Consider the following 20,305-nt stretch of genomic DNA (forward strand, 5'->3'; position numbering starts at 1 on the left):
CTGTTACATTCAAATCATGATCGAAAGCCGTTTTCATCGCTTTTGCTGCCATTTCCTGCCATTTTGAATCGAGTTCTTTCTTGGCAAGCTTAATTGTAACCTCACTGACAAAATCTGTTCCACTCCTCCATACTGCCTGAAAACCTTTCCCTGTCAAAGCATACGCAAAATGATCTTTTAGTTTCTCCTTTTTTCCATCATAAGGCCGCATTAGAATCGCTTCTTTATCAAGGACGTATGTTTTCTTTGCGTATGCCTTTTTCAGTGCTTTCAGAACCTTCTCCTGAGTCTCTTTGCTGATTTTATCAAGTGGAACCGCTCCGTCTATCGACCATACTCCTCCTTTATCATTAAAGTAGACAGTGTACTTACCATCTACCGATGTAACCTTCGCCTCTGAACCGCCCAATGACTCGGCAACATTCTGCAGCTTAATCTCTTTTCCAGCAAATTGATTTACCGCTTTTTGCAATTTGACTGCCATCGTTTTGTCAATTTGAACCTTCTTATTATTCGTTTGCTCCTGTTCATGCGCTGCCTCTGCTCCTACAGGAATTGGGCCTGCCACTGTAACCAACATACTTGACACAATCATAGCCGCTAGAAATGTTTTGTTTACATTCATCTTATTTTCTCCTTAGTTTCATATATAAACCTCCCTTTTATGCTAACATTGAGCATCTAATACTCAACTTAACATTCAATGAATAAAATTTAAGAATAAAATCAGAAATGAATTTCCACAATTCGTCATTTATTTGTTGTCTTTGCCGCGCAATCGTTTCTCTTGCGCTAGATCATGCGCGACCCGAAGCGCTTCTTGGCCCTTCGTCTGCAGTTCATTCACCGCCTCATCCACCGATTTCTTATTGTCAATAATGGATTGCAGTACTTCGGTCAACAATGACCGGAAGGAACTGTTAAAGTCATCAGGGACATTCTTATTGCCCCACAGTGTATCAAATACGGACAGTTCCTTCGGCTTCAATGCATAGAATGCTTCCGTGCTTCTACCGTCCAATTGCTTGAAATATTCCGGCCGTGAAGGGATCGTGGGGATCATGCCAACAGTCGTTCGAGCTGCCACCTTGGCCATGTCCGCGCCGTTTATAAATTTAACGAGTTCCCACGCGGCCTCCTTATTGTCGGAGTCTGCTGCGATCGCATAAATTTCGCGAATGATTATATTTCCAGTTTCATCGGGTGTCGCAGGATCGACTGGAGTTGTCACGACATCCCAATTGATTTTCTCAATTTTCTTATCCCTTAGATGCTCCAAATCCCACGGTGTTCCCAGCTTCATTGCAGCCTGACCTGTGAAGAAGAGCTCTTTCCCCGGTTCAATGGGCTGAGGTCCTTTCGTGGCCGGTGGAATATACAGCGCCTTGCTCCGTACTGCATCCGTCGCCTGTTGGATGGCCTCCTTCCAGCTCTCCGAGTTGATTAACAGCTGCTCTCCCTTAGCATCGAACAGCCTCATTCCAGTTGAGGAAGCAATCTGATACATCAGGCTGTCTGCCCCACCAAATTCTTGAGCTAGCGCATACAGTTGTTTTTCTGTACCGCCTGCTTTCGATATGCTTGTCGCCAGTTCAAAAAATTCCTTCCAGCTCATTTGATTTCGAGGAGGTTCAATATTATGCTCCTTGAATATATCACGATTATAGTATAATACAGTGGTATCTATAGTGGGGGAGAGTCCATACAATGTCCCCTTGCCCATTGCTTTGAGCCTATCGGTAAGACCTGGCATGAACCCTTCTAAATCATAACGATCTCGCTTAATGACTCCATCAATTGCATACAGCTTCCCGCCTTGGGCAAATTCTGTGAACGATGTCTCATCCAGCAGCAATACATCTGGCTTGTACTTGTCCAGCAGTTTCTGCGACTCTTTCTCAAAATCGAATTCAGGATCTCCGAACTTGGAGTACAACTCCGATTTACTCACCACTTCAACATCAATATCAGGTTGCTTCAGTTTGAACAATTGCCCATAATCTCGATAAAATGCCTCTTTATCCTGATAGACGACTCTAATTGTCCCTTTTACCTTATTGAAGGTCTCTACTTCCGATTCTCTACCAAAACAACCGCTTACTAATAACATGATGATGAGAAGCATTATCCCCATTTTCCAGCTAGTCCGCACTCGCAATTCCCTCTCTCCCTTGCTTCGTTATGTATATGGCTCTTCATATTCGGGAACCAGAATTGAGATTCCCTTACGATTTCTTCGCCGCCGTTTCACGCGCTTTTATTAATGCTTGCTGCCCCTTCATCTCCAGCTCTGCGAGGGCTTCATCTATCGTTTTCTGTTTATCAATGATCGCTTGCAATGCTTCTGCTAATAACGGGTCGAACAGGTCATGAAACCCGTGAGGAATGTTCTTGTCATCTAACAGTCCTTTTCCTTGTTTCGGCTTCAAGAGATAGAACGGTTCCGTGCTTCTGCCTTCTAAATCTTTAAAATAGCCTGTACGCGTAGGCAGCTTCCCGTTATTCCCCAGCGTCGCGACCTGAGCCATGTCCGTTCCATTTACGAATTGGATAAATTCCCATGCTGCCCGCTTATTTTCAGAATTTGCGGATATCGCATAAATTTCTGACAAATGCACATAGGCTGATTCATTCGGGCTGGCCGGATCGACCGGTGTCGTAACAATGCCCCAATCGATCTTCGGCGTTTTTTCATACATCGGAACTTCTTTCAAACGAACAGAGAACCAGGACTCTTGAAATGTCATCGCGGCTTTTTCTTGGTGAAAAGGCTCGTAATAGCGATCCATACGCTCATTGTTGGCGTCTTGCTCCGGGAAGTATACGGACTTATTGCGGATCGCCTCCGTGGTCATTGTTACAGCTTCCTTCCAGCCCTCGGATTGAATAAGCAGTTTCTCCCCTTTAGCATCAACCAGTCGAAGCCCAGATCCAGCCGCAATATCATACACAAGCTTCTCGGGTTTCTCCGTCTGATACAGTCCATATGCCCCCTCTTTCGCGAATCTGCTGGCCAAGTCCAACAATTCTTTCCAGCTCATTTGATCTCGCGGCGGTTCGATATTGTATTGTTTGAACAGTCCACGATTGTAATACAACACAGGTGTTTCGAAATAAGGCGCCAATCCGAACAGCTTCCCGTTCCCCTTCTCTTTCAGCCTATCGATAAGCCCTGGCATGAATCCGTTAATATCATATTTATCCTGGTTAATGACCATATCGAGGTCATACAGCCTCCCATCCTGGGCAAAGGTTTCGAACATGCTCTCATTCAACAGCAATACATCAGGCTTAAATTTCTCTATGACTTTCTTCTTTTCCTCGTTCAAGTCAAATGGAGCATTCTGCTCTGCGGTTAGATCAAACAAATCATCCTGTGCGATGACTTCAACTTCAATATCCGGATATTTCATCAAAAATAAATTTCCATAATCCCGATTGAATGATTCCTCATCCTTATACACGATCTTAAGCTTCCCTTTGCCGTCTTTCAGCGGCGCCATTTCTGAATTTCCGCCAAAGCACCCACCCAATAGTGACGTGATTGTCAGCAATAGAAGTACTAGTTTATATTTTCTATGCATAATTCGCTCGCTTCCCCTTTTTATTGTCGTTCGTGACATGATGTATATGTGGAGTACGCTGCCTCATCGCTTCCTACCAACGATTCCTTATTTTCCGGTTTCGCTGCGTGCCTGCATCAGCACCCCTTGTCCTTTTTCCTCCAACACGGCGGCTGCTTCATCAATCGTTTTTCGATTCTCAATCACAGCCTGCATTTCTGCTCGCAGCGGCTCCACGAACAGGCGAAAAAAAGATTCCGGAACATGGTCATTCCCCCACTTTTGCGCTGTTTCCTTCACTTTTAGCATATAGAAGGCTTCTAGGCTTTTTCCGTCGTATTCCTTCAAAAATCCTGTCCGCGACGGCAATGTCCCGTTATATGTTTTGGAATTGGATTTCGCCATGTCTGCACCGTTTACGAACTTGACCAGCTCCCAAGCTGCCCTCTTATTGGAAGAAGCGGCTGATATGGCGAAGATTTCACGTGAAGATATATTCACGGACTCATCATTTGAATGGACGGGCATGGTTGCGATGCCCCAATTCATTTGGATACCGTTCTGCTTGAGCGACAGCATGAGATCTGGCGAACTAAATATCATGGCCGCTTCTTTGTTCATAAAATGTTTGTTGCTGCCATTCGAATTTAGAACCACCGACCCGCTGCGGACTCCATCCGTGACGAGCTTCATGACGCTTTTCCAGCCGTCCGTATTGATAAGCACATGATCTGCCTTCTCATCAAATAGCCTCAAGCCAGAATCGAAGCCGATATTCAGTACCTCGCGTCCGGGATCGGAATAGGTTTCCTCCAAGCCGTACACGTGTCGGCCGCCACTGCCTTGACCCGTAAATCTTGCTGCCAGTTCCATTAGCTCTTGCCAGGTCATTTTATTTCTCGGCGGTTCAACCTGATATTCCTTGAACAGATCCGCATTGTAGTACAGAGCATGTACGATGACGCGCGGCACAAGACCGTACAGATCACCCTTGCCTAACGCTTTGAGCTTGTCGATAAGTCCAGGCATGAACCCATCCACATCGAAGTTATCTTGATGAATGGCTGTCTCCAAGTTATATAGCTTACCCTCCTCAACGAAGGCTTTGAACATCTCCTCATCTAACAGCAATACATCAGGACTGTATGTATTCAGGAACTTCCTTGTCGCTTCCTTATAATCAGTAACATGATTGAATTCGGTAATAAGCTTCGACTTGCTGATCACTTCCACATCAATTTGCGGAAATTGTAATTTGAAGTATTTCCCGTAATCCTCATAGAATGATTCCTCATCGAGATAGACGACCTTGATTGTTCCTGCTTGAAGCGGCTCGAGCTTTTCTTTTTGTTCGGCGCAGCTGCTCAGCAGGGATATGATCGCCAACATGAAAATTCCCGTTTTCCATACCCTTTTCATGGATATCCTCCTACTCACTTATTCATCGTAACGGACATGACATTGCCGACCCAAGGCTACATGGCTTTCATGTGTTTACTTGGCAGTTGGATTACTCGTACGCGCTTTGTCCCGTAATTGGCGTAATGCAGCTTGCCCCTTCTCCTTTAGTTCGGCAGCGGCTTGGTCTACTGTTTTCTTCCCGTCAATGACCGCTTGCAGTTCTTCCGACAAGATTGGTTCGAAAACGAGAAAGAAATCACGAGGTACATTCCGGTTGTCCCATATGCCGTCTTTCATCTGCGGTTTCAATTGATAGAACGGCTCTGTTACTGTTGAATCAAAATCATTCAGATTGCCCATGCGCGTCGGCGCGTAGTCATAAACAAAGCGTTGGAAGTATGTCCCCATTGTTTCCTTGCCATTGATGAATTTGACGAATTCCATCGCAGCCTGCTTGTTATCTGAATCTGCTGCTACTGCATACACATAGGGCAGCTTCATATTCGCCTCTGCCAACTTCGGATTGCCAGGCGGCGACAGGACGCCCCATCTTTTGTGTAATTTTCTCTTATCGTCCGGCTGCATCACATCTTTATGAATAAAGGATGGATCCCCGATTAACATGGCAGAATCCCCATCTAAAAAAATCCCATCATGGGTCATGTTGCGCTCTTTCGGATGAACGAGCAGCGCACGGCTTCTCACTGCTTCTGTCATTTTCTTTATGACATGCTTCCATCCGTCTGTATCGATCAGCAGCTTCTCCCCCTTCTCGTCGAACAAGCTCAGTCCGGAAGAAGAACCGATCTGGTACATCATCGCCGGGGCGGCGGAGTACGTATGATAAATGCCGTGAAAATCCCGCTTCCCCGAACCGGGATCGGAGATTTGTCCAGCCAGCTTCAATACCTCATCCCATGTCATATTGCTTCGCGGAGGATCAACGTGATGCTTCTCGAACAAGTCCTTATTGTAAAATAAGACTTGTCTATAGAAATAGGGGGCTATTCCATACAGTTTCCCGTCCCCTCTGCTCTTCATTCGGTCGATCAGTCCAGGCATAAATTCGTTTAGATGAAAGCTTTCATCTTGCAGATCGGCCTCCATGTCATAGAGCTTCCCTTCCCGGGCGGTATCCGCGAACAGGTTCTCATCAACAACAATCACATCCGGCTTGTGCCTGTCTAGGAACTTTTTCTGCCCCTCGTAAAACTCATCTAGTGATTTTCCATCCTTGAACTTGGCGAACTCGTTCGTCTGGACAATAAATTCGATTTGATCCACTGGATAGTTCATCATTTTTATTTTGCCGATATCGATGTAGTACGCATTTTCATCCTGATACAGCACCTTGATTTTGCTTGTCTGTATGGACTCGTCATGCTCTAGCGTCTTGCCGGCACATCCACTTATCAATGCGATTATCATAAGGAGTGTGATTGTGACTCTCGATTTCCCCATACTTGCTGCCTCTCCTTCCTCGCTCCTAAGACGCTATTCCTTCTCTAGCTCTATGGTGAACTCTAGCTCTTTCATATAATGTTTTTCGATTTTCCGGGCTTCTAAAGACTCATAATCATACAAAAAAGGCTTGATCGTAATCGACTTCGGTTTTTGCCGGAATGGCTCGAACATCAAATCCAATCCATAATCATTCGACTCTTCGTACTTATTAGCTAATCCTCCAAGTCCCGCATCTATCAGTCCTTTCGCCTTGTTCCCCTGATCATCGAACACGTCTGCACTGAACAGTAGGTTATCGCGCAGTCCAAAGTCTTTTTTCGGACCTATAAATTTATCGGGAACATGCTGCATTTCTCCTATTCCTCTCAGCATCACTCGTGTCGTGATTGGGGTTAACTCCAATTTCTCAAGCGACAGGCTAAGACCGTCATAGGATCTCGTAATATTCTCTGTAAATTTAATATTTTTCGTATTCTTCTTCACCGGAATATTGAACATGAACACCTCCCGAACTCCCGATAATGATACATTCATGCGGATATTGAACTCATCGGGTAGTGATTTCGGCTCGCTGCTGAGATTTCCATTTCTCGTTACCGAAGGTTCACTCCTACTTACTGAGATACCAGAATCTGGGTCTCCAGGAGTTTGGTACATGCTTAAACTTAAGTCGTATGTTATCTCCTCAAGTGAAGAGTCTAAGAAACGAATTCGACGAATTACTCCCCTATCGTCCGTTAAAGAGGGACTGAACAGATAGGAAGACACATTTTCGCCTTCACGCTCCCACGTAAAAGCCAAGCGGATGCCATCATAAACCATGTTTTTAATCCGAAGCGTGACCCCGTCATGAGTGATGGATTGATTGATTTTCGTAACCAGATTGTTATCAACCGCGTAAGAAAGACCAAAATCGCCGGTTTGCTGGAACACGACGCCGATAAAGGGCAGCTTGCTTAAAGCATGCGCCATCGTTGATGAGACGAACCCGCTTCCAACTACACCACCGCTAATAACGGCTGCTAAGGAGGCAGCGATCAATGCTGGCTTCCAGATTGATTTCTTCTTCGCTGCTTTTTCTTCCCGAATCCGATTCATGATCCGATGACTGTATGTATAGACCGGCATTTCGGTATCGTGAATGATTTGTTCAAGCTGATTTATTTCTTGATCGGTCAGCTTAGTTCGGTTGGACCATTTCGCCATTCGCAAAGACCTCCTTATCATTATTCCGAAGCTTCGTACGCAGCCGCTCATATTTCTTGCGAATCGCAGCTGGATTACTGCCCATAATGTCCGCTATGTCAGTAAAGCTATATTGCTCAACTGCTCGAAGCAGCAGAATATGCCTTTCCTCCACTGTCAATAGTTCGAGCATATTCTCAATGATTGCTGCATGATTGATAGGAACAGGATTAGGTGCAATCTCTCTACTGCGCAAGAGCAGCCGATACCAGCGTTTTCTCTTCTTCAGTACATTCATGCTGTGGTTATATGCAATCTTATACAGCCAAGCCGAAAAGTTCGTGTTCTGTATGTATTGATTCAGATTGCGGTAGGCCTGTAGGAAAATCTCCTGCAAAGCATCTTCTGCTTCTTCTCGATTCGTTAATAGATAATAGCAGTAGCTGTACATTTGCCTCTCGAAATGATGAATAAGGATTGCAAAAGCTTCATCATCGCCTTCCTGCACCTTCGCAACAATCGCCTCAATAAATTGCTGCTTCTGTTGTCGTTCCCCCGGGCTGGATAATTCCACAGGTTCACCTCCCTTGATGCTCTCCAACCTCTATAACAACCGTAATCTCCGATTTGTGACACGTGTCCAAAAATAAAAAAACAGATAGCGCCAACCGAATAGTTGTTCTATCCGATTGGCGCATACTGCTTATCCATTCCGGTATTCAATTCAAAAGATTCGTTCGTTAATAAGTTTAATATGTAATCAGTTTCTTGCCTGCCTTGAAACTAAATGGAATGCTGGCCATAATGACAACACCGGCAATGATCGTACTGATAATAAGCTCACTTACTGAAATAACATTTGCAGTTAGCCCTGTCTTCATAATGAGGCTATCAATCGGAACGATGACCAATAGGCCCGTAAATAAACCTGGCGAGTAGCAGCGTTCGATAATCGTCGATATCAAATGCGGGAAGATGATGTTAAAAATCATTCCGCCTACATAGCCGAAATACGCGTATTTGAATACCGCAACGTCTGGATAGATGATATACAGGGCTGTAATCAAATAAGCGAATCCAGTTACCCAAAATAAACCAAACAAAAACTGATCCTGAGTAACGGCTTTATGCATCTTCACCTTCCCTGCTGCGGAAGATTGTCTGATCAGCCACACCGCTTCTTCTAAGTTGTGTATCGTAAATGCGAACAAGAACAAGATAATAATAGAACTATTCATATTGTATTCCTCCTTATTGGAACATTCAAGCAATTCCGAGTATGCAGGGATCGACTAACGTTACTTCAATCCATTTAATAGAAAATGAACGGTGCATGCAGCAATCTCGTCAACACTCTCTGCATTCTCTTCCATGACTGTTGTCTCGAACAAGTCGTCTAGCGCAGGTACATTTCGAGTGAAAATGAGAGCTCCTATGATAAAGTGCAGCGTCTGCTTCAAGGATGTGAATTGGAAGCATCCCTCCGCTCTACCCGCCTCCAGTATGTCGCGAAGCTGCTTCCACAATGTGTAGACATAGGCTTGCAATTTCTCCATACGCGGACTTTGCATAATGATCTCCTGCTGCAGCAAGTTAATGAGCTCAGGCTCTGTCTGACGCAGACGAACAAATTCATGTATAAAATGCGCAAAGTCAGCCTCCGGATCCTGCAGCGTATAGATTGCCGTTGCATAATTGGGAATCGACGACTCAAATAGCGCATAAAATACCTTTTCCTTGCCGCCAAAATGGTACGAGACAAGCGCGAGCGCTACTCCTGCCTCTTCGCAAATTTGCCTTACCGTTGTTCCTTCGAACCCATTGCGTGCAAACAGCTTCTTCGCCGCGCCGAGAATCTTTGCCTTCACGTCATTTGTGTCTTGAACCATCTTTGTTCTCCTCTCATGTTGTTATTGATGAATAAGTTCTAGGTTGATATTGACACTAGCAGTGAACAAAAAATTGAACATTGAAATTGAGTATAGGAACTGCGAATATGCTGGCCCTATTTATTGAACATTTGTTTTGAACAATCGTTTTGAACAGATGTTCAAATCCCTATATTCCCATCCTACTCCTCTATAACAGCAGTGTCAACCCTAATATGTAATATGGAATATCTAAGAATCTGAGCCTCGGAAATCGGACACGATAACGGTATATGCCAATTCAACAAATAGAAGGAGGTACTTCCGTGAGTGATGGTATTAGTATATGGGCACTCAAAAAAATGCCCCTACAGCAAGTGATTCAATATATCGGACAACATAGTTCACCTGATTTTCAGGCACGAATGACAAATATGCAGGTATCTGACTATGAAGCTTTAACTCCTGATCAAGCTCAGGATAAACTTCGTGCCGCAATATCGACAATGAACGAGGAGCATTACACGGATTATTTATTGGAGTTAATTGATGAGTGATATCGGATAAAGTTACAGGAGACGGCGCTCCAAACACAAAGAAGCATGCCCTCGCAACGAGAGACATGCTTCTTCTATTTATCATGTTAAGACATAGCCTGAACAACAATATGACTGTCAACGTATTGCTTGAATGCTGCTATTTTGCCATCATCAAGCTTCCATACATGTACGAAATCTGCACGAATGGATTTCCCTGTAGTCTTGTATGTTCCGGTATAAACGCCCTCTGTAATTACGATATTTTGATTCGCAACCTCGTGGTAGGTGTGTACTGTGGCGACAAAGCCATCCCATTCTGTCCCTAAGCGATCAAATACATTGCTCTTGATGCTAGTAGCTCCATGGAACGTGCCACAGTACGGATATCCTGCCGCTTCCGTCCATACCGTGCTGTCAGTTACTGCTTCAAGCAGAAATTCAGGCCCTTCATAGGTGCGGCGGATGATGTTCACATTTGCTTGCTGGCTTTCCATATTCAGCCCTCCCACGAAAACTATATTAGTACATAATCTTATTTGTGGAACGTTACAACTTCTTCAAACGGCAGGAAGCTGCGCTCACCTGGTTGTTCATTCGGCTCACCGAATGGCATTTGCGCGATCAACGACCATTCTTGCGGAATATCCCATGTACGCTTCACTTCTTCATCTACGATCGGGTTGTAGTGCTGAAGGGAAGCTCCGATACCCTCTGCTTCCAGTGCTGTCCATACTGCATATTGCAGCATTGCACTGCCTTGATGGGACCAGAACGGGAATTGCTCTTTATAGCTAGGAGCATTTTCTTGCATGCTCTGAATCGTTGCCTGGTTCTCGAAGAACAAGATTGTTCCCACACCATCACGGAAACCTGCCAGTCTTTGAACGGTTGCATCAAAGTTCTCTGCCGGAACACGAGCACGCAGCGTTTCTTTCACGATGTCCCAGAACTTCTCATGTTCACCGTCCAGCAATACGACCACACGGCCGCTTTGCATATTGAATGATGTTGGAGCATGCAAGGATGTTTTCAAAATTTCACGGATGCGCTCTTCTGTAATCGCTGGATTTTTCGTTACTTTGCGAATGGAACGGCGGTTGATGATTGCGTCTTTGAATGTTGTCATTGAGGTTTCCTCCATTTATAAATAATGTGATTGATATACAAGATAAACTTAGCAATTTCCATCGAGATCGCACTGCATACCTTCAATTGAGTCAAATGACTGCTTGGAAGCTGCGCGATCAATGGCTTGAGCCAAACGCTCCTTGCTAGCCAGACCTTGAATCACCTGATCACCGATAATGAATGTCGGTACAGCTGAGATGCGAGCCTCTTCATAAGCATGCTTGATCGCTGCTTGATGAGCTTCACGATATGTGCGGGATTCAAGCGCCCCGCGGAACGCTGCTGCATCCAAGCCAAGCTCCTCTGCAACCTTCGTCAATACTTCAATCTCCCCGATATTCTGCTCTTCTTGGAAAAAGGCTGTAAACACGCGCTGAATATATTCGTTGCCCTTGCCTTGTTCCTTCGCATATTGATACCCTTCAAATGCCAGGTTGGTATATGGATGAGGAGATACATGCGGCAGACGCATATCGATGCCGAGCTTCTCTGCTGTTGGCTTAATAAATGCATCCCACGATGCAAGCTTATCAGGTTCATTCCATGGATCGATCTTCGGATATGGTTCGGGACGAAGCTCGAATGGCATCCATTCCACTTCAACGTCCTTCTCCTTTACGATTTCATCCAACGGGCCTTTGCCCAGAAAACAAAACGGACATACAAAATCAGAATAGGCTTTAATCTTCACAGTCATATTCAAGTCCTCGCCTTCCATATCTCAATATGATGTAACAACTGTAGTTACACCGATAACAAAAAAATAATTCGTTCGATGTAACTATTATAGTTACAACCATAAAGAAAGTCAACTCTTCCTATTTATCTTCCTTCTCTATTTCGAAACTGAAGACAAAACTGTCTCTAAAAATGTTAATAAATTGAAACTTTACATGATAATTGCTTCCATACAAACAAACATTTTCATAGATTTCGTATATCTGCTCAATCAAATCAGCTAGGAAACGTATAAAATGTATCATATTTTATCGAAAAATGAAGAAATCAGGTGAGACGCTTATGTGGTTCAGAGCAAATGAGAAAGAGCTGCAAGCATTGCTCGAAGGAATTAGCAATATTGTCAAACAAGCAGTGCATGATTCACTGCTTAGCAATCCAAATGAGGATAATCCCATCATTAAAAGACTCAAAACTGAAGTCAAACAGGAAATGGAAAAACTGAACACGCCACATCCCCCCTCCTCTCCACTTCAGGAAATGATTGAGAGGTATGTGAATCGGAATGTGTCCATAAATACACCGGCCGGAATCGTAGAAGGGATAATCACAGAAGTCGGAAACGATTATGTTGAAATTATGGAGTCGGAAGATTTGGTCGTTATTGTGCAGCTGGCCAACGCGATATCACTGCAAGCTGGTTAATCTCATGAGAGGAGGTGATGACCATGATGGACAAGCTGAGACCCCTAATCGGTTCTAATCTGCAAGTTGCTACTTCGTTGGAGACTACAACCGGTACGCTCATTTCTGTCGATGAAACCAAGCTAACGCTGCGCACATCAAGCATATCTGGGTATGAGAATGGCCAATACGCTGTTTTCCCTTTAAAATCTATCTCTTACATTCGTATTATTTAATTTCATACTGAATTCTGAATTTGGAGTGGTATAAATATGACTTATTCTCGAATTAAAGGACTTGTCAGTGTGGTAATTCCCAATTACAACCGCGCAGCTTATTTGCAGGAATGCCTGAACGGCATCCTGCAGCAGACGTATACAAATTGGGAGATCATCCTGATTGATGATGGCTCGACCGATGATTCCATCCAACAGACACAAGCTTGGCTGCTCGATAATCGAATAAACTTACCCAATCATAATTCGATATTTACAATGGCACTTCCCCGGAATATCGGGTATGCAGGAGCCATGACAATTGGATTCTATATGGCCAAGGGAGAGTACATTGCAATCCAAGACTCCGACGATATCTCCCATTTGCAGCGGTTGGAAAAGCAAATCAACTATCTTGAAGCTCATCAAAATATTGAATTGCTAGGCACAAACTATCACGTGTTCGAACATGACCCGAACGAGGTCGTTACAATCCCGAAGTGGCTTCGCTATGGAGAGCATATCCGTACAACCTATCGCAAGGGAGGGCACTGTGTATGTCATGGCACAATCATGATGCGCGGCGCTCTGTTCGATCGTATAGGCGGTCACACAAGACGTGTAAAAGGCGCGGAAGATTATGATTTTATTGCCCGTTCTCTGGATCCTAACCATTTGAATATTGAAAACATCCCTGACGTTCTCTATTACTACCGCAGTCACCCAAAACAACGCTCTCGAAAATATTTTTCAAAAAAGCAGGATCCATCGAATGAATCCTAATCGTATACGTGTGATGATGGTGATGGATAGCTTAGCCATCGGGGGTACAGAGACGCATGTGCTTAGCATTGTTAAAGCCCTTAAAAAGCGTGGAATTCACTCGATATACGCCGGCGCCAGCGGCAATATGTATGAGGCTTATGCACGAGCAGGATGTCAAATTCACGCTGTTGATTTATCGCCGGGAACACTTCTTCATTTGCAGAACCACATGCTGCCAAAAATCATCTCCTCATTAAAGCAAATCATGAAAACCCAGAAAATCAACGTCGTTCACGTTCACCAATCACCATCCGGCCTATACGCCGCAATGGCTGCAAAAGAGCTAGGAATTCCCGTTGTATTTACCGCTCATGGCACTTATTATCCTGAAGATCAATTAACTAGTATGAATCAATATAGTGACGCTGTCATTAGTGTAAGCCATCCAGTAAAGCAATTTTTGGAGGGCATGAATATTCAATCCGAGCTAATCCCAAATGGAGTAAATCCGGACGAGTTCATTGAAGTGGATTCCTCCTCTTTACGAAGCCGTCTCGGTATACCAGATCATGCAGACACCATCGTGTACGCCAGCAGGTTGTCATGGGACAAGGCTTATGTGTGCACAATGCTCATCTGGGCTGCAAGAAGACTGCGCTTGGAAGGACGTTCTCAACTGAATGTCGTCATCGTCGGAGATGGGCATCAATATCACGAAATTCGTGAATTGTCCAAAAGCATCGAATCTGAAATTGGACAACCGTTCATTCACATGGTAGGAAGTCAGAAAAAGGTACGCGATTATCTAAGTCTCGCCGATATAGTCGTCGGCACAGGGAGAGTAGCATTGGAGGCAATGGCCTGCGGCAAGCCGGTAATTGCTATCGGCAACCACGGGTACTTCGGGCTTGTCACGCCATCCACGTATGAACAGGCATGGAAGCAATATTTCGGTGACCATGCTTCCGTATGTAAGCCGTCCGAAGAATTAATCGCGAATGAACTGCGAGAGGCATTGGCTAATAAAGCATCCTTGCGCAAGACCGGGTTACAGGGCCTTAAGTGGACGTTAGAGCATTTCGATATTCACAAAATCGTGAATCAGTTGGAAGATCTCTATCGACATGTCATCCTGCAAGCCGGCCAAGAGGAGGTGCAACACAAATGAGGAAAATACTATATCTGGGGTGGATTGGCTACAACAATTTCGGGGATGAATGGATGTGGAGCATGTTCCAGAACATGTCACAGGAATATTTGGAACCGGATAAGTACGAAATTATCCCTTCATTGCCAGGTGTTGATGTGAACGATATCTTTCCTTATGACACCGTAGTGCTTGGCGGAGGTTCTCTTCTTATACCAGGGTATGTTGATATTATGTATCACGCCGCCAAGAAGAACAAAACAACAATTATCTGGGGCAGCGGGCATGATCGACTCAGTCGGCTGATGATCAATGATGACCGCTCCTTAAGCCCTGAACCTGCAGCTGATAGTGCCGAATATCGCACAATGCTGCAAGAGGTTATCAGCAACGCGTCATATTGCGGCATACGTGGTCCATGGACTTATGAATACTTGTCCAACAACGGTGTACAAATGGATCGTGTATCCATTAGCGGGGATCCTGCCATGTTGACCCCGCTCCCTACTTCAGACCATGCAGGTGTGAAACAAACTGGTGAACGCTGGATCGGTCTGAACTGGGGAACGTCTTATAATCGCATCTATGGACGCAATGAATCCGTTGTAGAAGATGAACTTGCCTATGCGGCGCAGCGCTGGATTCGAGAGGGATACAAAATCTACATTTATGTAGTGTGGGGACCAGACCGTGAAGCTGCCAAACGTTTGCAGCAAAAAATCGGATTCCCCGACCATGTCGTATTCGATCAAGAGATTCATTCCCTTGACTCCTATTTAAAACTAGTACAAAGATTCGATTTCACTGTCAACCTGAAACTACACGCCAATGTATTGTCCGCTGCTGCAGGAATCCCATTCATCTGCTTGGGCTACCGCTTCAAATCGTATGACTTTGTACATTCGATGAGTCTCCCATCTATTATCATACCAACTCATGCCGATTATATGGAGATAGCATTAATAGAAACAGCAAGCTACATTCAAGAAAATCGCGCGTCCCTCGTTAGTCATATGCAGGAGCTTCGAGAACGCGTGAAATTACAGCTTGTTACTCCTTTCGCAGACAAACTGCTGTAAAAGCTAGACGCAACATGTGCATGCAAGAAAGCCCTATGACATCGTCTAGGGCTTTCTTATATGTTCCTGAAATCAGGGGAAACCGTTAGTTTGCAGCATTCCAACTTTCTGCGATTTGAATAAGTTCTTCCTTCGTTAATGGGCTTTGCTTATTCGTAGAAATCCGATATTCAAGCTTCTTCTCTTCGACTTGCCACATCAATACATTTGAATATAGTGCATTGCTCCCTGTCGTATAAAACGCGTCTAATCCACTTACACTCACCTTCTCCAGTTTTCCGCCAACAGGAGCAGCGGGTGATTTTTCGATAGTCAGAGGCTGAATTCTTGTCACTGTCAAGAAAATAAAGTCCGAATCCTTCGTATACATGACTCCTGCCTCCCCAGCTTCCTTCCAGCTCAGCTTCTTCTGGTACACTTTTTTCCCTTTAGCTTCCTTTTTCATTTGGTCTAGAAGAACCTGATACGCCTCGCTGAAAAAATCAGGATATGGAGGAGTGATTTCGCTTTTGATAAACTTATAACCTTCAGGCAAGAAAGCTAACTCCGTAAACTTCGGAGCTTTATACTGAACAGCTTGTTTGAGAAACTCCTCATAAGTTTCCCCGGTTATCGTTCTGAAACTAAAATTAATGGAGTTATCCTTGCTTGTATACGTAGCATAAAGCTCACCATCCTTGATTGTAAGCTCTCCATTTTGCTTGGCATCTTCCTTTTTCTGTGACTCCTTTTTCTTCGTGGACGCTCCGTTAGCTGCAGAAGCTTCCTTTGCTTCCTTTGCCGTCACCACTTGGCTTATACTCATTGACATCGCAAGAACGGCGCACATGGTAATTAGAAATGATTTTGATTTCATAATTTGTCCATCCCTTTCTTCCCATTGTATTTGATGCCTATAATGGAACCAAATGAACTGACTCACCTGACCCTCACTATGTATAACACTTGGCACACGTAAAAAGGGACGGGAAAGATCAGTTTTTTAAATTAAATAAAACGGCCCCTAGGGCCGCTTTCCAACATGACTATTCCCCTACCATACTTCTCGCAAGCTCAATAAACTCGGTTTTGGATAGTTTACTTTCCACTTCATCGGACAAAACATAATAAGAATTTCCCCCCTCCCGCATCCATTCCACTTGATGCTTGAAGCTGGCATTTTTCCCTTTTACATTTTCTTTGTACAGAACTTCCATCCCGTTCAACTTTAATTTGGTAACGGCAATTTCTGAAGTGTTTTGCGAGACCACTCGCGACTGAGTATGGTAAAAACCTATCAACTTTAGTTGATTTCCATCGTAATTGAAGTTCGCGCGTGAGCTGCCTACTTCTTTCCAAGCTAGAGGTTTGATAAACAGGTTTTGATTATTTTTTGCTTGTTTTGATTCTTTCTCCAATTGTTCTGCTAATCTTTTTATATCGTCAAATGGATATAAACTCGGAAATACCCATCCTGACTCAAACTTTAGCCCGGTTGGAGCATTTGCTATATCGACGGCAGGCACTCCAGCTTTATCCTTGATCTCCTGCTGCAAACGATCATAATTGGTATGCACGACCGGATTATATTCAAAATTAACTCTATTTATTGTAGTCAAATGAGCAAACTGTTCATCTTCAACGTAATACGCAGCCCATTCCCCCGGCTTTAATTGTGCTTTCACCATTTCCCCATATTCCTTTAGTGTCTTATGTATGTGAATAGCACCTGGAGTGTAATTCATTTCTTTCGTCTCAACAACGACATCCCCTTTGGAATTAAGAATTTGGATTATTCTAGATGCCGCATATCCCGAGATAGAGGTTAACGCAACAATGATGGAGGCAAGAACAATGATCGTCTTTCTACGAAATCTTGCTTTTGGACGATTCATGGGTTTCCTATGTATGTGTAAACTATCAATGCGCTGCATAACGGGTTCGCGAATATCGATCATCAATTCAGTATCAAGTTCTCGCTCATATCGTCTTATTTCTTCATCTTCGATAATAGATCTGATTCGCTCCATCGAACCCGCCCCCCTTCTTCCGTCATGAACTGCTGCAATTTGATTCTAGTACGTCCAAACCGTTTCTTCACTGTCTCCGTGCTTTTATTCAGAATCTCACCGATCTCTGCAAAAGACTTTTCCTCAAATACGCGAAGAACTAATAAGTTCCGTTCCTCCACGCTAAGTTGCTTCAATGCGGAATGAAGCGGCTCATCAAATAATGACTTCCCGACGGTGTCTTCAGCACTCTCCGTTGTCGACTCTTGTGTAAACCACCATTTGAATTTTTGTTGTATGTTGCGCTTGCGAATTAGATTGAGGCAATAATGGTAAGCAATCTTATATAGCCAAGAAGAGAACAATACATTTGGCTTATACAAGTGAATTTTCTCGTAGGCTCTCACGAATATGTCCTGAACAGCATCTTCTGCTTCATGCTTGTTTCCTAGCAGACGTGAGCAGTATCGAAATAACGGGTTTTGGTAGGTATTAATGATATGGATATACTCTTCGATTTGGCCTGCCTGCACCTGTTCAACAAACCCTTCAACAGACTCCATTCCAACTTCCCCCTCCTTCCCTCACCTATACAACACTTAAACTCACACAAAAGGGACATTGCCTAATAAAAAAGTTGCACCGCCTTCTGATCAGCAGTACAACTTTGATGGTAAGATTATGAAGCTGTGTTCCTGTTATTTGCGAAGCAGTCCCTCCGTCACACATCCAAGCAGCAGTTCCTTGACCTGATCGAACTTACCTCCAATTTCCTCTCTGTGCAATGACAGCAGCATAACCGAGCGCAGTAAACCGATAATGACTTCTGGGTCTTTATCAATAATGACCTGCTTCTCCTGCCACTGCTTAATCAGCTCGGCACCAGCTCGATTGTCAGCTTGAATATGTTCTTCCAACTTATCTTTAGGCAATTTTCTGATCAGCAATTCGTATTCGTCTCGTTGTTGAACTCGTTTCAGGAACGGATTTGTCTCCAGCATCTCAAATGACAAGTCGAACAGGCCCTTCAGCAGTTCCTTCGGAGATCGTTCACTGTTCAGCATGTCTCGAATCTTCTGATCCTTGAACGATTCTTCTTCTTGCATGATGGTATAATACAGTTCTTCCTTCGACTGGAAAAAGGCATAAAATGATCCCTTCGCGATGCCGCATGCCTTTACAATTTCATCAACACTCGTTTTTTTCAGTCCATATTGAGTGAACAGTTCCTTGCCTGTGGACATTAGGCATGTACGAACCGCTTCTCTTTCCATTTCACTAAACTTCGGAATAATGACTCTCTCCTTTACTTCAGGCAGCGATATACCGCCTGGCGCACCGCATTCTCACGCGGATTATTGTCCATATACCCGCCTATCTCATTTAACCCGTAGGCATATCCCAGCTCATAGTCTGGGTCTGCATAGCAGAAGGAACCTCCGGCTCCCGGATGTCCGTATGCCCGGTGGCTGCTGCCGAACGCATGCCCTTCAATGGGCTTCCAGAATCCGACGGAATAAGCCAGCTTGGTCCGATTCACATAGTCATAGGCGCCTGATGATGGCAGCTCCGGTGGAGCCTCTAGCGTTCGAAGTACCGATTTGGACAAGTTCAGCTTCTTGCCTCCCGCAGCAAATTCACCATATATGGCAGCCATTGCGCGTACCTCGCCAATTCCATTGCCGGATGGAAATTCGATCGCCAGCATCTCACGACGGTTGAAGTTCTCATTCGCAACTAGCCGCTTCGGATCAACCATGCTCCGAGCTGTTAACGAGCGAGGGTTGAGGAACCCCAGCAGCATGGAGAAGGGAATCTCATGAATATGCTTCAAGATTTGAGCTGGGCTGTTAATGCCTCTTACCTGAGCCAGTCTTGCATCTGGCACCGAAGCAGGCAGACCAATATAGAATTCCGCATCAAGCGAACTCGCAATCTCCTCGTGGAAAAAACGGCCCAAGCTTCTTCCTCTTGGGTCTACTCGGCGTATAAGCTCACCGATATACCAACCAACTGTCCAAGCGTGGTAGCCATGCTTCACGCCTGGTGTCCATTCCGGCCTTGTGTTCGCAAGCTTATTGGCAACTTGAGCCGTATCTAAATCTGCAAACTTCTCCAATTGTAATGTATCTACCGTGCTCAGTCCAGCTTGATGCGACAACAACTGCCTAACTGTGATGCGTTCTTTGCCATGAACGGCGAATTCGGGCCAATAGGCACTGACTTGCTCATCATAATCGAGAAGCCCCCGAGATACCGCAAGTGCCCCTGCCAGAGCTGCGAAGCCCTTCGTGCTTGAAAATACCGGTACCATCGTATGCTCTTGCCATAATGTTCCGCTATAAGGATCTGATACCCCGCCCCATAAATCTACAACCTTCTTCCCCTGTATATATACAGCACATGCTGCACCCGTTTCTTTGCGCTTTGTAAAGTTCCGTACGAACTCCTCTTTAACTTCTTCAAATCCTGCTGCCACCCAACCTTGTACATGAACCTGTGTCATCTGCTTCACGCTCCTGTTTATGCTGCCAATAAACTTTCATTCGTATGACTATTTTTGTTATTTTAGTCATATAAACAATAACGCATCCTATTCCA

Annotated in this window: 22 protein-coding genes and 1 pseudogene; 6 read left to right on the forward strand and 17 right to left on the reverse strand. The window is 44.5% G+C overall.

Annotated elements, in window-relative coordinates; all coding sequences use genetic code 11:
• The 9 genes and pseudogenes from BBG47_RS06795 to BBG47_RS06835 all read right to left on the reverse strand — a co-directional run.
• Positions 1-625, reverse strand: a pseudogene (locus BBG47_RS06795) (hypothetical protein); the annotation flags it as partial.
• Between the two features lie 129 nt (positions 626-754).
• Positions 755-2,152, reverse strand: a complete 1,398-nt coding sequence (locus BBG47_RS06800) for an ABC transporter substrate-binding protein (protein WP_254659768.1) — start codon at positions 2,150-2,152, stop codon at positions 755-757.
• 73 nt (positions 2,153-2,225) lie between these two features.
• Positions 2,226-3,584, reverse strand: coding sequence for an ABC transporter substrate-binding protein (locus tag BBG47_RS06805; RefSeq protein ID WP_065291091.1), 1,359 nt, complete (start codon positions 3,582-3,584; stop codon positions 2,226-2,228).
• Positions 3,585-3,671: 87 nt separating this feature from the next.
• Positions 3,672-4,982 carry an ABC transporter substrate-binding protein gene (locus BBG47_RS06810; RefSeq protein ID WP_065291092.1) on the reverse strand — a complete coding sequence of 437 codons (1,311 nt, stop codon included), beginning with the start codon at positions 4,980-4,982 and terminating at the stop codon, positions 3,672-3,674.
• 75 nt (positions 4,983-5,057) lie between these two features.
• Positions 5,058-6,425, reverse strand: coding sequence for an ABC transporter substrate-binding protein (locus BBG47_RS06815; RefSeq protein WP_065291093.1), 1,368 nt, complete (start codon positions 6,423-6,425; stop codon positions 5,058-5,060).
• Positions 6,426-6,458: 33 nt separating this feature from the next.
• The gene (locus tag BBG47_RS06820) at positions 6,459-7,634 is read right to left on the reverse strand and encodes a DUF4179 domain-containing protein (RefSeq protein ID WP_065291094.1); all 1,176 of its coding nucleotides are present in this window, start codon (positions 7,632-7,634) and stop codon (positions 6,459-6,461) included.
• Positions 7,609-8,187: an RNA polymerase sigma factor gene (locus BBG47_RS06825; protein ID WP_065291095.1), complete on the reverse strand. Its 579-nt coding sequence runs from the start codon at positions 8,185-8,187 to the stop codon at positions 7,609-7,611. Before BBG47_RS06825 ends, BBG47_RS06820 begins: the two co-directional genes overlap by 26 nt.
• Positions 8,188-8,362: 175 nt before the next feature.
• The gene (locus BBG47_RS06830; RefSeq protein WP_065291096.1) at positions 8,363-8,851 is read right to left on the reverse strand and encodes an HXXEE domain-containing protein; all 489 of its coding nucleotides are present in this window, start codon (positions 8,849-8,851) and stop codon (positions 8,363-8,365) included.
• 60 nt (positions 8,852-8,911) lie between these two features.
• Positions 8,912-9,502 carry a TetR/AcrR family transcriptional regulator gene (locus BBG47_RS06835; RefSeq protein WP_065291097.1) on the reverse strand — a complete coding sequence of 197 codons (591 nt, stop codon included), beginning with the start codon at positions 9,500-9,502 and terminating at the stop codon, positions 8,912-8,914.
• Between the two features lie 305 nt (positions 9,503-9,807).
• Here BBG47_RS06835 and BBG47_RS06840 point away from each other — a divergent pair, with 305 nt between their 5' ends.
• Positions 9,808-10,038 carry a hypothetical protein gene (locus tag BBG47_RS06840; RefSeq protein ID WP_065291098.1) on the forward strand — a complete coding sequence of 77 codons (231 nt, stop codon included), beginning with the start codon at positions 9,808-9,810 and terminating at the stop codon, positions 10,036-10,038.
• An 86-nt stretch (positions 10,039-10,124) separates the two neighbouring features.
• On the opposite strand, the gene BBG47_RS06845 is transcribed toward BBG47_RS06840, so the two are convergent.
• From BBG47_RS06845 to BBG47_RS06855, 3 genes are read right to left on the reverse strand one after another with little or no spacing between them, the layout of a single operon-like run.
• A complete protein-coding gene (locus BBG47_RS06845; RefSeq protein ID WP_065291099.1) occupies positions 10,125-10,514 on the reverse strand; it encodes a nuclear transport factor 2 family protein in 390 nt (129 codons plus the stop codon).
• A 38-nt stretch (positions 10,515-10,552) separates the two neighbouring features.
• Positions 10,553-11,146: a nitroreductase family protein gene (locus tag BBG47_RS06850; protein ID WP_094183137.1), complete on the reverse strand. Its 594-nt coding sequence runs from the start codon at positions 11,144-11,146 to the stop codon at positions 10,553-10,555.
• A gap of 48 nt (positions 11,147-11,194) precedes the next feature.
• Positions 11,195-11,845, reverse strand: coding sequence for a DsbA family oxidoreductase (locus BBG47_RS06855; RefSeq protein ID WP_021253588.1), 651 nt, complete (start codon positions 11,843-11,845; stop codon positions 11,195-11,197).
• A 323-nt stretch (positions 11,846-12,168) separates the two neighbouring features.
• Between BBG47_RS06855 and BBG47_RS06860 the strand changes: the two genes are divergently transcribed.
• From BBG47_RS06860 to BBG47_RS06880, 5 genes are read left to right on the forward strand one after another with little or no spacing between them, the layout of a single operon-like run.
• Complete coding sequence (locus tag BBG47_RS06860; RefSeq protein WP_065291101.1) at positions 12,169-12,531, forward strand: DUF2642 domain-containing protein; 363 nt, start codon at positions 12,169-12,171, stop codon at positions 12,529-12,531.
• A 23-nt stretch (positions 12,532-12,554) separates the two neighbouring features.
• Positions 12,555-12,746, forward strand: coding sequence for a hypothetical protein (locus BBG47_RS06865; protein WP_065291102.1), 192 nt, complete (start codon positions 12,555-12,557; stop codon positions 12,744-12,746).
• Between the two features lie 36 nt (positions 12,747-12,782).
• The gene (locus tag BBG47_RS06870; protein ID WP_021260260.1) at positions 12,783-13,508 is read left to right on the forward strand and encodes a glycosyltransferase family 2 protein; all 726 of its coding nucleotides are present in this window, start codon (positions 12,783-12,785) and stop codon (positions 13,506-13,508) included.
• Entirely contained in the window at positions 13,498-14,658 is a 1,161-nt protein-coding gene (locus tag BBG47_RS06875) for a glycosyltransferase (protein ID WP_065291103.1), read from the forward strand. Before BBG47_RS06870 ends, BBG47_RS06875 begins: the two co-directional genes overlap by 11 nt.
• A complete protein-coding gene (locus tag BBG47_RS06880) occupies positions 14,655-15,716 on the forward strand; it encodes a polysaccharide pyruvyl transferase family protein (protein ID WP_065291104.1) in 1,062 nt (353 codons plus the stop codon). Before BBG47_RS06875 ends, BBG47_RS06880 begins: the two co-directional genes overlap by 4 nt.
• 85 nt (positions 15,717-15,801) lie before the next feature.
• Here the strand turns inward: BBG47_RS06880 and BBG47_RS06885 are convergent, their stop codons facing one another.
• From BBG47_RS06885 to BBG47_RS06905, 5 genes are all read right to left on the reverse strand, one after another.
• Entirely contained in the window at positions 15,802-16,572 is a 771-nt protein-coding gene (locus BBG47_RS06885; protein WP_065291105.1) for a hypothetical protein, read from the reverse strand.
• 169 nt (positions 16,573-16,741) lie between these two features.
• Positions 16,742-17,725 (reverse strand): DUF4367 domain-containing protein, encoded by a 984-nt coding sequence (locus BBG47_RS06890; protein ID WP_065291106.1) that lies wholly within the window; start codon positions 17,723-17,725, stop codon positions 16,742-16,744.
• Positions 17,686-18,267, reverse strand: a complete 582-nt coding sequence (locus BBG47_RS06895; protein WP_065291107.1) for an RNA polymerase sigma factor — start codon at positions 18,265-18,267, stop codon at positions 17,686-17,688. Before BBG47_RS06895 ends, BBG47_RS06890 begins: the two co-directional genes overlap by 40 nt.
• Before the next feature lie 135 nt (positions 18,268-18,402).
• Complete coding sequence (locus BBG47_RS06900; protein ID WP_254659765.1) at positions 18,403-18,978, reverse strand: TetR/AcrR family transcriptional regulator; 576 nt, start codon at positions 18,976-18,978, stop codon at positions 18,403-18,405.
• 32 nt (positions 18,979-19,010) lie between these two features.
• Complete coding sequence (locus BBG47_RS06905; RefSeq protein WP_065291109.1) at positions 19,011-20,210, reverse strand: serine hydrolase domain-containing protein; 1,200 nt, start codon at positions 20,208-20,210, stop codon at positions 19,011-19,013.
• Between the last annotated feature and the right edge of the window lie 95 nt (positions 20,211-20,305).

This window comes from Paenibacillus sp. KS1 (genome assembly GCF_001680695.1).
Classification (GTDB): domain Bacteria; phylum Bacillota; class Bacilli; order Paenibacillales; family Paenibacillaceae; genus Paenibacillus_B; species Paenibacillus_B suaedae.

Coding starts and splice junctions, on each gene's coding strand:
- BBG47_RS06805 (WP_065291091.1), bottom strand. CDS start 3,584: ATGCATAGAAAATATAAACTAGTACTTCTATTGCTGACAATCACGTCA.
- BBG47_RS06810 (WP_065291092.1), bottom strand. CDS start 4,982: ATGAAAAGGGTATGGAAAACGGGAATTTTCATGTTGGCGATCATATCC.
- BBG47_RS06815 (WP_065291093.1), bottom strand. CDS start 6,425: ATGGGGAAATCGAGAGTCACAATCACACTCCTTATGATAATCGCATTG.
- BBG47_RS06820 (WP_065291094.1), bottom strand. CDS start 7,634: ATGGCGAAATGGTCCAACCGAACTAAGCTGACCGATCAAGAAATAAAT.
- BBG47_RS06830 (WP_065291096.1), bottom strand. CDS start 8,851: ATGAATAGTTCTATTATTATCTTGTTCTTGTTCGCATTTACGATACAC.
- BBG47_RS06835 (WP_065291097.1), bottom strand. CDS start 9,502: ATGGTTCAAGACACAAATGACGTGAAGGCAAAGATTCTCGGCGCGGCG.
- BBG47_RS06845 (WP_065291099.1), bottom strand. CDS start 10,514: ATGGAAAGCCAGCAAGCAAATGTGAACATCATCCGCCGCACCTATGAA.
- BBG47_RS06850 (WP_094183137.1), bottom strand. CDS start 11,146: ATGACAACATTCAAAGACGCAATCATCAACCGCCGTTCCATTCGCAAA.
- BBG47_RS06855 (WP_021253588.1), bottom strand. CDS start 11,845: ATGACTGTGAAGATTAAAGCCTATTCTGATTTTGTATGTCCGTTTTGT.
- BBG47_RS06860 (WP_065291101.1), top strand. CDS start 12,169: ATGTGGTTCAGAGCAAATGAGAAAGAGCTGCAAGCATTGCTCGAAGGA.
- BBG47_RS06865 (WP_065291102.1), top strand. CDS start 12,555: ATGATGGACAAGCTGAGACCCCTAATCGGTTCTAATCTGCAAGTTGCT.
- BBG47_RS06870 (WP_021260260.1), top strand. CDS start 12,783: ATGACTTATTCTCGAATTAAAGGACTTGTCAGTGTGGTAATTCCCAAT.
- BBG47_RS06875 (WP_065291103.1), top strand. CDS start 13,498: ATGAATCCTAATCGTATACGTGTGATGATGGTGATGGATAGCTTAGCC.
- BBG47_RS06880 (WP_065291104.1), top strand. CDS start 14,655: ATGAGGAAAATACTATATCTGGGGTGGATTGGCTACAACAATTTCGGG.
- BBG47_RS06885 (WP_065291105.1), bottom strand. CDS start 16,572: ATGAAATCAAAATCATTTCTAATTACCATGTGCGCCGTTCTTGCGATG.
- BBG47_RS06890 (WP_065291106.1), bottom strand. CDS start 17,725: ATGGAGCGAATCAGATCTATTATCGAAGATGAAGAAATAAGACGATAT.
- BBG47_RS06895 (WP_065291107.1), bottom strand. CDS start 18,267: ATGGAGTCTGTTGAAGGGTTTGTTGAACAGGTGCAGGCAGGCCAAATC.
- BBG47_RS06900 (WP_254659765.1), bottom strand. CDS start 18,978: ATGGAAAGAGAAGCGGTTCGTACATGCCTAATGTCCACAGGCAAGGAA.
- BBG47_RS06905 (WP_065291109.1), bottom strand. CDS start 20,210: ATGACACAGGTTCATGTACAAGGTTGGGTGGCAGCAGGATTTGAAGAA.